This is a genomic window from Stenotrophomonas sp. STEN035, assembly GCF_056759935.1.
Window position 1 is genome coordinate 11,665 of the sequence record NZ_JBRRDY010000002.1, and the last position, 14,749, is coordinate 26,413.

Here is a 14,749-nt window from a genome sequence, read left to right on the forward strand (position 1 = left end):
TTGATGATTCAGTGCTGGATGATTTCAATCAAGCGGCACTTCGTTGGCGAGGGGCGATGTCGTGGCGAAGCAAGGTTCAGATCGAGCCGGCGCATCTTCCGCGGATATCCCGATTATGTGACTCCGAGGTCTTCGGTTTCACTGGTGAAACGGTGAGCGCAATAGGATTCCTCTTGTTTTCTCAAGTCTAGGACGCGTCCGATGTCCTGCCGCCTTTCGCAAAAACATACTCTCGCTGACAGATGATCTTACCTCTGCCTCATCATTAGACTGATTGCTTCTTTGGTCAGATTGATGTCTCAGAAAGGCTGCGGTGCTTGTTGTCGCCCCTGTAGGCAGGATTCGACTTGGGTTGGTTCCATTCGATGGCTGCTGCCCACGTCAAGGGCGCCACGGATGGTCTTCCCCCTGAATTCCCCGCTTAACGCTCGCATCGAATCGTCGAGGTGAGGTTATGAGATGGATCATCTGATATTCCGAACGCCGCAATGTCGTGTTATGCCCGCGACAGCGAAGCCGTGTTCGTTTCATCCCACAGCGCAAGGTATTCAGGTAATGGCAGTGATCGTATCGGTGGTAAGTGGCGGCTCCGTTGTTGGGGCCCAGTGGCTTGGCACGGCCAAGCAGGGGATTTCGCGCATCAAGGCGGTGGAAGGTGCGCGCTATGTGCTGGGCGGTGATGCTGCAGTCAGTGTGACGGCAAAACGTGTAGGCAAAAATCTGCTTATCAGCCAGGGCGATGCCGAGCAGGATGCGCTGATCATTGAAGACTTCTACACGTCAGCTGGCCAGCTGGTTTCGCAGGGCGCTGACGGGCAGTATCAGGACTATCTCGCCATCACCGCGCATGGTGCTGTGGAGGCCTCCGCGCTGGATGATGGCGAGCTGTCGTCGTTGATGTTGGCAAGCGCCCAGCCTGCAGCTTCTGCAAGTGACTTTCGGTTCTCCGAGGGCGGCTCGTCGCTGCTGTCCAGCCTGGCGACCAGTGCGGCGGTGGTCGCAGGTGGCATGGCGTTGAGTGGTGGTGGCAGGGCTGGTGGCGGCAAGTCGCAGGCGGCGCCCGCCGCCACTACCTTTGCGTTGCCTGACCAGAACACCGTCACCACCTCGAGCGTGCCGGCGCCGGCGGCGAGTGATGTGGTGCTCAGCGCCGATGTGCATGATTCGGGTGCCGTGCTGGCTTCCGAGGTTGCTGTCGAGGCCAGCAAGGCAGACGGCACCGATGGTGTCCGCGCTGCAATCGCAAGCTACTCTGTCGATGATGTGCCGGTCATCGATGCCGTCCTCGACGACCATGGTGCCATCACCGGCGTCATCGCAAATGGTGGCTATACCGATGACGGCTACCCGACCATCACCGGCAAGGCTGAGCCAGGCGTAAAGGTGCATGTCTACCGCAACAATTACCTGCTGAACTATGTATTCGCGGACGCCAATGGCGATTGGTCGTATACGGCGACCACGCCGTTTACCACCGGCAAGCACGCGATCACCATCGTCCATGAGTATCCGGACGGGGAAGTCAGCGAGCAATCCGAGCAGTACATCATCACGGTCGACAAGGTCGCGCCGGCTATTCCGAAGATCATCGGCATTTGGGATGACGAAGGCCGTATCACCGGTGCCATTACCGACCAGACCATCACCGATGACAGCCGACCAACCATCACCGGTACGGCGGAAGCGCACGCCAAGATAGTTGTCTACGACAAGGGCAGGGAGATCGGCAGCACCACCGTCGGCGCCGATGGCAAGTGGAGCTTCACGCCGGACACGCCGCTGGCTGACGGTTTCCATATGCTGAGCTATTCGACGATGGACCGTGCCGGCAATAGCAGTCAGCAGACGACGGTCAATGAGTTCATCGTCGATACGCGGCCGGAGAAGATCAACATCTACTACGCCGACGATGACGCAGGCAGCGTGACCGGCGAGGTCTTCAGCGGTGGCTCCACCGACGACAGCACGCCAACCTTGTTTGGCACGGCTACGGCCGGCGGCATCGTCAGGATCTATGAAGGCAGTACGCTGCTGGGTGAAGTGACGGCTGGTGTCGATGGCACCTGGCAATTCACGACGCCGGTATTGAGCGAAGGTGCGCACAGCTTCCATGCCACGGTGACCCTGGTGGCCAAGGGTGAGAGTGCGCCGAGCAAGCTGTTCACCTTGGAGGTGGACCTGACTGCGCCAAACGTGCCGACGATCGAGCAGGTGCTGGACGATGTCGGGGTCATTCAAGGCGTGATCGAGAAGGGCCAGTCAACCGATGACACCATGCCGACGTTGTCCGGCAAGGCGGAGAAGGGCAGTACGGTACGCATTCTGGACAACGGCGTTGTGCTGGGTAGTGCCGTAGCCGACGCCAATGGCAATTGGACGTATGCCCCGTCAACGCCGTTGATGGGCGGGGCGCATGACTTCACCATCATTGCGATTGATGCGGCCGGCAACGCCACGGCGTCGACCGACTCGTACGCGATCACCATCGATATCGAGGCGCCTGAAGCCCCGACTATTGTCAGTGTGGTGGATGACGTTGGGCCGATCCAGGGTCCGCTGCAGAGCGGTGCAACCACCGATGACGCTGAGCCGGCCATCAGTGGCAAGGCCGAGGCCAACAGCACCGTGATCGTGCGTGACCACGGTATCGAGATCGGTCGCGTGCTGGCCAACGCGGAAGGCGATTGGACCTTTACGCCGGGGGCGCCACTGAATGTCGGTGCACACCGCATTACGGTGGTGGCCTTGGACGCTGCAGGTAATCCGAGCGTGCCGTCACAGCCGTTTGAGTTTGATGTGAGCTTCGTGCCGCCGGTGGCGCCTAGCATTGTGTCGATCTATGACGACGTGGGGCCGTCGAAGGGACTGCTCGGAAGTGGTGCGGCCACCGACGACAACTTGCCGCTGATCAATGGCAAGGCAAACCCGAACAGTACGGTCATCCTCAAGGACAACGGTGTTGAGATAGGCCGTGCGCAGGCAGATGCGTCGGGCGACTGGTCCTTCATGCCGACGACGCCGTTGAGCATGGGCTTGCACAACCTGATTGCTACGTCGGTGGACAAGATGGGCAACCTCGGTGAGTCCTCGGCTGTTTTTGGCGTGCGGATCGTCGAGCCGGGTGGCGGCGGTGGGACGATGGAGAACTTCAATACGTTGAACGCCTGGCATGCAAGCGCATCGCACACCTACGGTACCGTCCTTCCGACCGGGGTAATACTGACGGGGAATTTCGGTGTTGAGAGCTATGGGAGAATTAGGACCTCAACCAGCGCAAGGCCCGAGGATCAAGATAATTGTCTTGCTGTGTTCAACACCGATTCGATGAAAATTCAACTGCCTTCAGAGAGTGGCAAGGTTACCTTTCATCAGACTAACTATAGAGTTAGCACCGTGGTGCTCTACTTCGACGCAGCCGGAATGGAGATTGGCCGAAAGACGTATCCGCCGTCCGCTGATGGAAAGGCGTTCTCGAGAGAGGTGTTTGAAGCTCCAGCCGGGAGCTTGATCGCTTCGATGGAGGTGAGGGGTGGAGGTGTGGGTGGAGCCGCTCGAATCGAAGCCCTGCAATGGGGCGAGCGATACCTGACGGGTGTGTCCATCTCGGAGGCGGGGGCGGATGGCTTTGGCGGACGCTACGTATACGGAAAGGTTTCGGGTGTTGCTCATTTGAAATCAAACGAAGAGATCCAGGTCTCCACTGACGGGGGCAAGAGCTGGACCAAGGCTGCTTTCTCGGAAGGTTCATGGGTTGCGATTCAAAAAGACATGCCGTCCGGCAGTTTTGTAGCTGAGGTTCGAGTGGTCGACAAATCGACCGGTCTGTTGTTCGGGTTGACCGACACGAAGGCGGTGGAGGGTCGCGTCGCCGGGGCCCCCGTCATTGAGCGCATCGAAGGTGCAGAAGGTTTGTACACAAACGAGACTGCGGTGAGGGGGGCGCTGGTTGAGGTGAATTTGGCAGGAACCGGGGCGAAGCTTGGAGATACGTTGCACATCCGCTGGGGCAAGACAAGCTACGACTACATCTTGACGAAATCGGATATCGCGTTTGGGCTTGCGTCGGCCATGGTCCCGGCTGAGCAGACCTACTGGCAAGGAGCGAGCAAGGACTTCCTGGTGACGGCAGAGATTATCGGAGCGAATCGAACCAACGGTACCGTATCGAAGCCTTACGAGGTCGTCACGCGTTACAGCGTGTCAGCTGAGATCACCGACACCCTGCAGAAGGCCCCGCAAAATAATGCGTATCAAGGAACTGGTTTCAAAGTAACAACCAGTGATGTACTCGCAAAAACAGCGCTATCAGCATCGACGCATGCGGGTTTGACCTTGAGTGGCGAATCGAAAGCGAGCGCCATGTTTGTGTTCGATAAACCTGTGCGCGAAGTGGATTTTCGCCTGAGCGGTATTGATAGTGAGCAGGGTGTCAAGGTGCAGCTGCTTGACGTCAAGGGAAACTTGATTGAAGAGCGAACGGTCTACGGTGATGCTGGCGCATTCCACGAAAATGTATTTCGCTATGTCTCGCCTGATTATCGGGTGGATATTGGTTCATTCAAGGTGGTCACCAATGAGTCGACAGTAACTATGGATGGGCTCGTCTGGAAAGAGGTGCTGCATTCAGTGGACACTCGTGACTCGAATACAATCGAGTCGAACTTTGAGCGATTCTATGGGACGGCCGGGGACGACGTCATAACGCTCGCGGCGAATTCAAGTGGCTATTTCAATATAGTATCTAAGGGTGGGATTCATGGTGGTGATGGAATTGATACCTTAATGATAAATCGAGGCGCAACCGCGGGCGTGACTGCGTGGAATGTAGGGATCACGTCGATCGAGATCATAGAGATAAATAGCTCTCATGTGCTTTCATTGAATGTGACGGATGTACTTCGCAATGGCGGCATTGACATCTTCTACAAGGGCGATAAAAGTAGAGTTCAGATGATGGTTCGCAGCTCGCCGAATGATAACGGCCAGTTTTCGCTGCATGACGATTTGATTGGTGGCGTAAATGTGGGGGTATACTCTGATAGCTACGGTGATGTCGGAGATTGGGTGGCGAAAGGCCTTGTTACGATCAAAGGGGTAAGCTATCGGTCGTATCAGCACACCGGGATAGATATCGAGGTGCTGACGACAGCCAATCTACAGCCGAACTTGGTCAATCGAGCCGAGTTTAAAGAGCCATGGGCATATGGCTCTGCGAAGAGCGGCGGTTTTGTATCAATGAATGCCGCTGCTGAATCATCAATTCTGCTTGCCGGGCAAGAAGAGCTCTTTTCCGCGGAGCCTGGCTTGCTGAGTCCGGGTGTAGCAAGTCAGAGTCTAGGCGCAGTCTCATCGTCGCCGCAGAATTTTGGTGCCGATTTTCTTGACTCCTCTAACACGCTGTACGCCTACTGAAGTCTGAAGTCCGCGACGTGGTTTGTCGCTGTTCTAGGCTGCAAGGAACGGGACGCTTCGGCGTCCCGTTCGTGTTTCAGGTAGCGGTCATGCTGCCAATCGGTCAGCGTCAGTATTGGAAGTTTCTCGTGGCCTGGTTTGCTTGGCAGGCAGGAGCTTCCGACTTTGCCAATAGCCAATTCATTGCTTTTCTCTCGCAGGCGAGAACAGGCATGGCGGTGTCCGATACCAGGAATGGGAGAGCCACATGCGCTTGATTCCGGTTTTGGCTGGATGTGCTTCGTTCAACGAAACAAGTCGATTCTCGTATTTTTTCGCTGTCTGCTGCATCAGTATGTACCGAGATGACGCGCGGTGGTGACGAGCAGCGGCCGCTGTATCGTCTCCTTCGTTAATGCGCCGGTGCCGCTTTTGGAGTGCGCCCCGATAGCTTTGCTCTGTTGCTTTACCCGGGCGTCCGTCAGGAGGAGTGGTGGATGGCAAGAATGCCGGGCCGAGCTCCAGCTTGGTGAAAGTCAGATCTGGCCCTGGGCACGCGGAAACTCCCGTGGTTGAAGCTTGTTGAGAGTGGCTTTTCGGTGGGCCCGATGTGCGCATTTAGGACGTGTCCCATGTACTTGGGGGGCGCGTATTTCTACGCTTGCGTCCCATCGAAGCTGCGTCGGGTAAGGCAGCTTGTTCCAGGCAACGCCATCACTGTGGGTGCCTTGGTTAACGGAAGGACTATGCGGTTCTGCTTCGAACCTGATCACGGGTTCAGCGGCAGGTCGCTGGCGGAGTCCTTTGTTTTGCCCGAAATACAGTCTTCCTCGTTCTGGAAGCGAATACTTTTGAGGTTGCGGATGAGCAGTTTCGGTAGGGGCCTTGTGTTCCACAACAAAAATGCAGAGCGGCGTCCTTTGGTTACCTTCTCGGTAATCGCCTTGGCCTGCATGTCGGTACTCAGCAGCCAGGCACAGGCCGAAGACGAGCTACTGCAGTTCCAGCAGGTTGCCCCGGGCAGCACGGTTGGTGATATCGCTGCAGGTTCGCAGCGGCCGGGCATCGAGCAATCGGCTGCTGTCAACTCGGCAGCGCCGTCTGCAGTGGTGCAGTCGGTCCGCGAAAGCCTGGCATTGCCGGCCGCCGGGAGTGTCGTCGAGGACGTGCTGGTCTTCGAGCGTCTGCCGGTTCCGCGCGTTGATATGCCGGAAATCACCGGTGAAGCGGCGCCCGCCCGCACCGAAATCACTTCCGCCCCGGTCATGCAGTTGAGCGTCGCGCAGCCTGTGCCGGGCGGGACCATCGCGGCTGCGCGGATTGCTGGAAAGGGTGAGGTGCCCGAGGCCGAGCTGCGTGTGATGTTCCTGAGCATGGTTGATGCTGCTGCTGGTCGTAGCCCGGCTGTGGCCGGTGCACTGGCGCAGTACGCGGCGTCGAAAGCTGATATCTCCGAGGCCAAGGGTCAGCGTTACCCGCAGTTGGACATCAGTGCGCGCGGGCTCTCCCGCGAGTTTGGTGCTACCGCAGCACCAGGCACTGCCGACCCGTCGCTGACACTGGGCATCACCACCACATTGTTTGACTGGGGCCGGGTTCGCAAAACCATCGAGAGCCGCACCCATCTGGCTAATGCAGCCGACTCGGCAGTGCAGGCGCAGCTGGAATCGTCAGCCTACGACGTGACCTCCAACCTGGTGGAGCTGGCCAAACAGCGTATCGTTGTGGAAACCAGTCAGCGCTATGTGGATCGCATGGCGGAGCTGGTGAAGATGCTTGAAGGCATCGTTGCCGTCGATTCCGGTCGTGTCAGCGAGTTGACCCAGGCGCGGGCGCGCTTGTTGCAGGCGGAAGCCTCGCGCAGCACGGCGGAGTCAAAGACGCGTGACATCGAAATCAACCTGCGCCGGATGGTGGGTGACCGGGCGCTGCCCAGCTTGCCGGCGTCGCAGTACTGGGACATGCGTCTGCCCGAGCTGAGCTGGCTGCTGGCGGAGTCAATGCATCATCCTACGGTGCTGCAGGCGAAGGCTTCGGCCCGTTCTGCCGACATGCAGGCCGATGCGGTGCGCTCAGCGCTGCGGCCGCAGGTCAACTGGGTAGTAAGCAAAAATACCGGTGAGGACATCTACGGGCGTGAGTCGGCGTGGCAGACCGGGCTGACGCTGTCCTGGAGCGCATTCCGCGGTGGTTCTGGTCGTGCGTCGGAACAGGCGGCAAGGCAGCGTGCGCAGGCGGGCTGGATGGGCGCCGAGCAGCAGGTACAGGATCTGGAGTACCGCATCCGCGCTGCCAACCAGGATGCGCGTTCGCTGGCGGACCGCGCGGACCTCTATCGTGGTCTGTCGTTGGAGTCGGACAAGATCAGGGCTGCGTTCTATGAGCAGTGGTACCACCTGGGTCGGCGCACGTTGTTGGATGTGCTGTCCTCGGAGAGTGAGCACTACAACAACCAGATTGGCGAGGTCTCCAGTCGGTTCGATGGCTACCAGGCCGTGGTCAGGCAATACGCGAGCTCCGGCACGCTGGTGCGCTGGTTGAGCGCGGGCAAGTAGCCGCATCGCTGGGCGCTCGGTGTGATTGATTCGTTTGGGCTCAGTGCGCTCTTGGCGGGGCACCTGTGTGTGGTCGCTGGGTGCGCGAGCTGTAATGGCCGGTATTTTGAGACTTTCCCTATGTATGGAGTCTCCGGTGAAAAACATACTGGTAGCAATGAGGTGGCCGGCTGCGCTCCTTCGGTACGCCACGGTGTGTACCGCAAGGCGGTCGGTTTCACCTGAGAGTCCAACCAGGAACGTCTTGTCACCGGGGAAGCACGAGTCTCGTCTTCTACGCGGTCGGACGCGCAGAACTGATCTTAAGGAATATGGCATGTCTTTGAACGTAACGATGAAACGTGCAGCTGCGGCAGTTGTCGCTGCAACGGCCTCCGTGCTTGTGTACACCAGTGCCCACGCTGCAATTCCGGCATCGGCGTTCGCCGATCCCTACCAGTCCGTGCCCGCCGTGGCTGCCAATCAGAGCCAGGTGGTCTACTACCGCGACGGTACGGCCGGTCATATCGCCAATACCGCGCACGTCTACATCGACAACGAATTCCATACCAGCCTGTTGCCCGGTGGTTTCACCGTCTTCTGTCTCTCCCCCGGCGCCCACGGCCTGAATGCCGTGCTGGATGATGCGCCAGGTTATGAAGGCAAAAAGGCGCAGCCGCGCACCACCCTGGAAGGCGGCAAGACGTACTTCCTGAAGGTGAGCGAGGCGGGCGCGGTGTTGCCAACGGCAGTGACCCGTGCCGATGCAGAACATGCATTGGCACGCAGTCCGCGCCAGGCGCATGTGCTGTCGCGCGCGTCGGCAGTCAAAACCTGCAATCACATTGCGCCGGTGGAACCGCAGGTATACACGCTGTCGGGCGACGTGCTGTTTGCGTTTGGCAAGGCTGGCTACAGCGATGTGCGTGAAGATGGGCGCCGCGCTGTCGCCGGTATCGTGCGTGAGCTGCAGAAGGATGGTGTCGAGCTTGATCGCATTGACGTGGTCGGCCATACCGACCCGATCGGCAGCGATGCAGCCAACGAAACGTTGGGATTGATGCGCGCACAGACCGTGCGTCAGATGCTGATCGAAAGCGGTCTGTCGGTGGGTTCGATCACCGTGCAGTCCAAGGGGCGGCGTGAGCTGCTGGTGGACGATTGCCTCGGTGATCGTGCGCACCTGATCGCGTGCAATTCGCCCAATCGCCGAGTCGTCATTCAGGTTTACGCGCGCCGCGAGTAAGGCGCAGAGAGTGGTGCGGTGGCATTTGGCTGCCACACCACATTGGTTCCATGCCCGCCGGCGTCGATAACGCTGGCGGGCGTTACGGAGTGGTGTTCAGATGTGTTGCGCGGTAGTTGATCGAATTAAAGGCATGCCCGTATTGGTGTTGGTCGCTGCCGCCAGCGTATGGTCTGTCGCCGGTACAGCGACGGCGCAGAGTCATCGTGCCTATGGTGGTTCGTATACCGCGGTGGCAGCGGTAGGGCAGGATCAGGCCCAGGTTGTCTATTACCGGGGCGAGGACCTGTCGGGCGCGTCCGTTGCCAACGTCTATCTGGACCGGGAATTCATCACCGCGCTGAAACCCGGTGGCTACACCGCGTTCTGCCTGACGCCTGGGCAACACATGCTGGGTGCCTATCTGGACGATGCCCCCACGTATTCCGGAAAGAACGACGAACTCTACGCGGCAAACTTCAAGGGCGGGGCAACGTACTACCTCAAGGTGCGCGAGGAGGGCGGTAACCAGCCCATGCCCGTGACCCGCGCGGTGGCATCGGCTGAACTGGATGGGCAACGTCAGCAGGTTCACCTGCTTTCGCGCGCATCGAGGATCGAGCCGTGCCGCCACTATGGTTACCTGGACGCACCAACCTTGGCGCTTCGTGAGTACGTGCTGCCTGCTGACATCGCGTTCAATGGTCGCCACGGCATGACCGCTGCAGGCAGCAGCCAGATCAACACACTGCTGGCTGATCTACAACGCGAGAACGCGCAGATAACCCGCGTTGAGGTCGAGGGCCACACCGATCCTCTTGGCGCGGCTGCAGACAACCAGGCGCTTGGGCAGCGTTGGGCGGATACCGTTCGTAGCGCTCTTGTCGGCAGCGGTCTGCCGCAGTCGATGCTGCAGTCAAGCAGCGCTGGCAGTCGTACCCTGGTGAAGCACGGCTGCTACGGAAGCGTGGAGCAGCAGCGAGCCTGCAATGCACCCAACCGGCGCGTCGTGCTTCGTGTCGAGGTTCGAATGACGCCAGCTCGATGAGCGACGGGAATGGCCTGGGTTGCTTGGAATAGGGCCGATCCCGCGCAGTAAGAGTACAGGCTTCAGCCAGACTGGAAGCCTGGATGGAAAATACTACCGACCAGAATGCGGCTCGGAACCTGATTCATGTTGCGGGGTTTTGCAGTGTAGAGGAGTTGATGCAGTGAAATGGTCAATCATGGCGCCACTCCGCGTTGCGGTGTTGGATGACCATTCTTTAATACAGATGGCATTGGAGCTCCGCCTGTCGCGGGAGGCAGATCTCAAGGTCGTTGGCGTCTATTCGAACAGCCGGGACTTGCTGGCCTCACTGAGTGGCACGCCGGCGGATCTGCTGATTCTCGACTATGCGTTGGGCGCGAGCGAGTTGGATGGCTTGCATCTCATCGGCTTGATACGGCGCCGCTTTCCGTCGCTGTGCATCCTTGTCTCATCCTCCGCGGAATCGCCGTCGGTGGTCAATCTGTCGCTCAGTGTTGGTGCGAACGGGTTCTTCGGGAAGTCGGAAAGTGCCGAGCTGCTGGTTGAGGCAATTCGCAAGGTCGCCTCGGGCGAAACCTATGTCTCACCAGGTTTGGCCTATCGTCTTGGCCGCCAGCCGCTTCCCGCCGGGCGTGCATCGCCCGATGTGAAGGGTGGGCAGCGCCTGTTGAACGACCCTTCGCTATCGCCCAAGGAGCGCGAGGTGCTGCGCTGCTGCCTGGACGGTATGTCGGTGTCGCAGATATCACGCAAGTTCATGCGCAGCATGAAGACCATTAGTGGGCAAAAGCAAGCTGCCTTCCGAAAACTCGGGGTTCGTACCGATGCGGAGTTGTTCAAGCTCCAGCACAGCCTCGCCACTAGCTGATTGAATCGCTGAGTATCCCAACCATGCCGCAGATTATGTTGAGGCGCCGCTTCATGCGTGCGGCATGGCTGTTTTTTGCCTTTTTGTCGCTGGTGTCGAGCACCGCTCATGCTGCACCCGCCGAAGTCAGGGACCTGACTCTGTTGGCACGCGCCAATATTCCCAATGCTCCGCTTGAACTGGGCAAGGGTGACAGGGAATGGCTGCAGAGCAAGGGCGTGCTGGTGATGGGCGTCGCCTCACCAAGCTTCATGCCGCTGGAGGTGTTCTCAGGCAATGACTGCTATGAAGGCATCACCGCGGATGCGTTTGGGGCGATTGGCGAAATGCTGGGGGTCGAGCTGCGGGTGATTCGCTACCCGGACAGGGCTGCGGCGCTGCGTGCACTGGAACACGGTGCCGTCGATATGGTCGGAAGCGCCAACAACTACGAGCTCGCCGGCCACGCGGTGCGCCTGACGCAGCGCTATGTCGAAGACACGCCGGTACTGTACGTGCGCAAAGCCGAACGCCGGCGAATGGCGCAAGAGCTGACCGGCATGCGTATCGCTGTGGCTGAGGACTATCTGCCGCAGGTGCAGATACGCGATCTCTATCCGGACGCGATAATCGCCAACTATCGCTCGCGCGAGCAGGCGTTGGCCGCGCTGGCCTTTGGTAGTGCGGATCTCTATCTGGGTGATACGGTTTCCAGCAACTACCTGGTCAATCTCAGCTATTTCAACTATGTACGTACCGTCGCGGTACCGCGCATCGATACCGGCGGCTTCGCCTTTGCGGTGCGGGAGGACGCACTGACGCTTGAGCGCGTCATCAACCTCGCATTGACAAGACTGCAGCAGACCCACGGCGCTGAATTGCTGAAGCGCTGGTCTGGCGGCGGCGGTATGGTGCCGATGGCACGGATCGAGCTGACCAGCGCAGAGCAGCGTTGGATTGCAGAGAACCCGGTGGTGCGCTTTGTGGCCAGCAATGACACTGCGCCGCTCTCTTACTTTGACACCGACGGCCGCTTCAGTGGTTTGAGTGCCGACATCATGCGTGCCATAGCCCAGCGCACCGGCCTGGAGTTTGAGCCGGTGCGTGTATCGAGGCTGGACCAGCAGATGAGAGCCCTGGAGGACGGCAGCGCTGAGCTCACGATGCTGGTGCCTACCTCAACGCGTGCGCGGAAGTTCAATTTTTCTCGACCGTTCGTGCAGACCTCGTTCGGCATCATCACGCGCGAGGAGGCGGACGGCCCGGTAACGCTCAATGACCTGCGCGGCAAGCGTATCGCGTTGCCGATGCAGCATGCGCTCAAGGAGATGCTGGTTCCGGAAACGGACTATCAGTTCATCGATACCGATACCCTTGCTGCGGCCATGGAGCTGGTGAAGGACGACAAGGCTGATGCGACGATCGCGTTCCTGCCGATGGCGCTTTACTACACTGCGGTTCTGCACGATGAGAAGCTACGTGTTTCCGATGTGGTGGAGGACACGCCGGCCTGGCTGGCTATTGCTACGCGCAAGGATCACACGGAGCTTGCCAGCATCATCGACAAGGCGATGCTGCAGATTCCGCCGGATGAGGTGGACATCTTCCAGAACCGCTGGCGCCCACGCCCCGATGCATCGCCAGCAACGTGGACGGATTTTCGTGCGCTGATCTACAAGATCACGGCCGGAGCTCTGCTGCTGATTCTGGTGTCGCTTATCTGGAATGTGCATATCCGTTCGCAATATCGTCGTAGGCAAGTGGCCGAGGATGCGCTTGGCGAGCAGTTGAATTTCATGCGCTCGTTGATCAATGGCACGCCGCACCCCATCTATGTGCGCGACGAAAAGGGCCGGTTGGTCACCTGCAATACCAACTACCTGGACATGCTGTCGGTCACCGAGAAGAAAGTGCTCGGGAAGACCTCGATGGAGGGTGCGAAGCTGGATCCGCGCGAGGCCCAGAGCTTCCACGATGATTATCTGTGGGTGATGGCCAACGGCAAACCGCTGGAGGTGGATCGCACCTTGCACCTGCCTGGGCGGGTGCTGAGCATCTACCACTGGATCTACCCGTACTTCGATTCGCAGGGCCAGGCCAAGGGCGTGGTCTGTGGCTGGATCGATGTGAGCGATCGTCTGCATCTGATGGAAGAGCTGCGCCGCGCGCTCAACGCTGCGGACCAGTCAAGCCGAGCGAAGACCACGTTCCTGGCGACGATGAGCCATGAAATACGCACGCCAATGAGCGCCATCATCGGTATGCTTGAGCTTGCTCAGAAGCACGCCGATCAGGGCCGCCTTGATAGATCGGCAATCGCAGTTGCCTACGATTCCGCCCATGGTCTGCTGGAGCTGATCGGCGACATCCTCGACGTGGTGCGCATCGAATCGGGCCACGTCAGCTTGAGCCCGAAGCGGGCCAATCTGCGTGAGATGACCGAATCGGTCGCACGCGTGTTCAATGGCCTGGCCAGGCAGAAGACGTTGCACCTGCATCTGGAGTTGGACCCGGCTGCGGATTGCGACGTATCGATAGACCCGATGCGTTTCAAGCAGGTGCTGTCCAATCTTGTCGGCAATGCCATCAAATTCACCGATCGTGGCAAGGTACGCATCAAGGTGAGTGCTGTGTCGGTGGCAGAAGCGCAGCTGCGCCTGCAGCTGGAGGTGGCCGATACCGGCATTGGCATCGCCGATGGTGACATCGCACGCCTGTTTGACCCGTTCGCGCAGGCCGATCATGGCCATAGCTCGCGGGGCGGTACCGGTTTGGGTCTGCCGATCTGTAAGTTCCTGTGTGAGCTGATGGGCGGTGACATCTCCATTCGCAGCACGTTGGGCCAAGGCACCTCGGTCATTCTGAATCTGCCGTTGGAGGTGTTGCCGCCGATTCCGGGCGCCGTCGAGGTGCTGAAGACCGTCGACGCCAAGCATCCGAGCCTGAACTTGTTGGTGGTTGACGACCACTCGGCCAACCGCACCTTGTTGACCCAGCAGCTGGCATTTTTGGGGCAGAGCGTGCGCAGCGCGTCCGACGGGCGCGAAGGCTTGGATTGCTGGCTGGAAGAGCGTGTCGATGTCGTCGTCACCGACTGCAATATGCCTGTGATGAATGGCCATGACATGGCGCGGGCCATCCGCCGGCATGAGAAGGCGAATGGACTGCAACCTTGTGTGATTATCGGTTTCACCGCCAACGCCCAGCCGGAGGAGCGGGCCAAGTGCATCGCATCGGGCATGAACGATTGTCTATTCAAACCGGTCAGTCTGAGTACGCTTTCCAGCATTTTGGTCTCGCTGGGCGAAAGGGCCGATACGGCTGCGTCGGCGCCGCGTCAGGAGCAGGCCCGTGATATCGCATCAGCACTGCAGGAACTGACTGGTGGCGACGAGGCGATGACGCGCAACCTTGTCGCCGAGGCGCACAAAAGTTTCGTCCGTGATCTGAACGAACTGCAGGCGTTGTTGCCCAAGTTCGAATCCCGGGCAATGTCGAATCTGGTTCACCGGATCAACGGTGGTGTCCGCCTGCTGCAGGTGGCGCATCTGATGGATATCTGCGACCGCGTAGAATTCCTATGCGATCAGCACGAAGTGGAGCTTGACGAGGTTGTTGCCAACGCGCAGTTCATCGCCAGCGAATTGCCGGTGATCATCGCGGTGTTGGCGGGGATGCGCGAGCCGGATCTGGTCAGCTGAGATCGGGGGCGCCGTCGCACT

7 protein-coding genes are annotated in these 14,749 nt (G+C 59.4%); 6 read left to right on the top strand and 1 reads right to left on the bottom strand.

What is annotated here, in order from left to right:
• The first annotated feature begins 459 nt into the window (after nucleotides 1–459).
• Nucleotides 460–5,412, top strand: a complete 4,953-nt coding sequence (locus tag ACVOLL_RS01150; protein ID WP_481511191.1) for an Ig-like domain-containing protein — start codon at nucleotides 460–462, stop codon at nucleotides 5,410–5,412.
• A 748-nt stretch (nucleotides 5,413–6,160) separates the two neighbouring features.
• Here ACVOLL_RS01150 and ACVOLL_RS01155 read toward each other — a convergent pair.
• Nucleotides 6,161–6,346, bottom strand: a complete 186-nt coding sequence (locus ACVOLL_RS01155) for a hypothetical protein (RefSeq protein WP_481511192.1) — start codon at nucleotides 6,344–6,346, stop codon at nucleotides 6,161–6,163.
• Here ACVOLL_RS01155 and ACVOLL_RS01160 point away from each other — a divergent pair.
• From ACVOLL_RS01160 to ACVOLL_RS01180, 5 genes are all read left to right on the top strand, one after another.
• Entirely contained in the window at nucleotides 6,345–7,946 is a 1,602-nt protein-coding gene (locus tag ACVOLL_RS01160) for a TolC family protein (protein ID WP_481511193.1), read from the top strand. The genes ACVOLL_RS01155 and ACVOLL_RS01160 overlap by 2 nt on opposite strands.
• Nucleotides 7,947–8,262: 316 nt before the next feature.
• Entirely contained in the window at nucleotides 8,263–9,171 is a 909-nt protein-coding gene (locus tag ACVOLL_RS01165; protein ID WP_481511194.1) for an OmpA family protein, read from the top strand.
• A gap of 133 nt (nucleotides 9,172–9,304) precedes the next feature.
• A complete protein-coding gene (locus ACVOLL_RS01170; RefSeq protein WP_481511195.1) occupies nucleotides 9,305–10,198 on the top strand; it encodes an OmpA family protein in 894 nt (297 codons plus the stop codon).
• A gap of 163 nt (nucleotides 10,199–10,361) precedes the next feature.
• Nucleotides 10,362–11,048, top strand: coding sequence for a response regulator (locus tag ACVOLL_RS01175; RefSeq protein ID WP_481511196.1), 687 nt, complete (start codon nucleotides 10,362–10,364; stop codon nucleotides 11,046–11,048).
• Nucleotides 11,049–11,071: 23 nt separating this feature from the next.
• Entirely contained in the window at nucleotides 11,072–14,728 is a 3,657-nt protein-coding gene (locus ACVOLL_RS01180) for an ATP-binding protein (RefSeq protein ID WP_481511197.1), read from the top strand.
• Nucleotides 14,729–14,749: the final 21 nt, after the last annotated feature.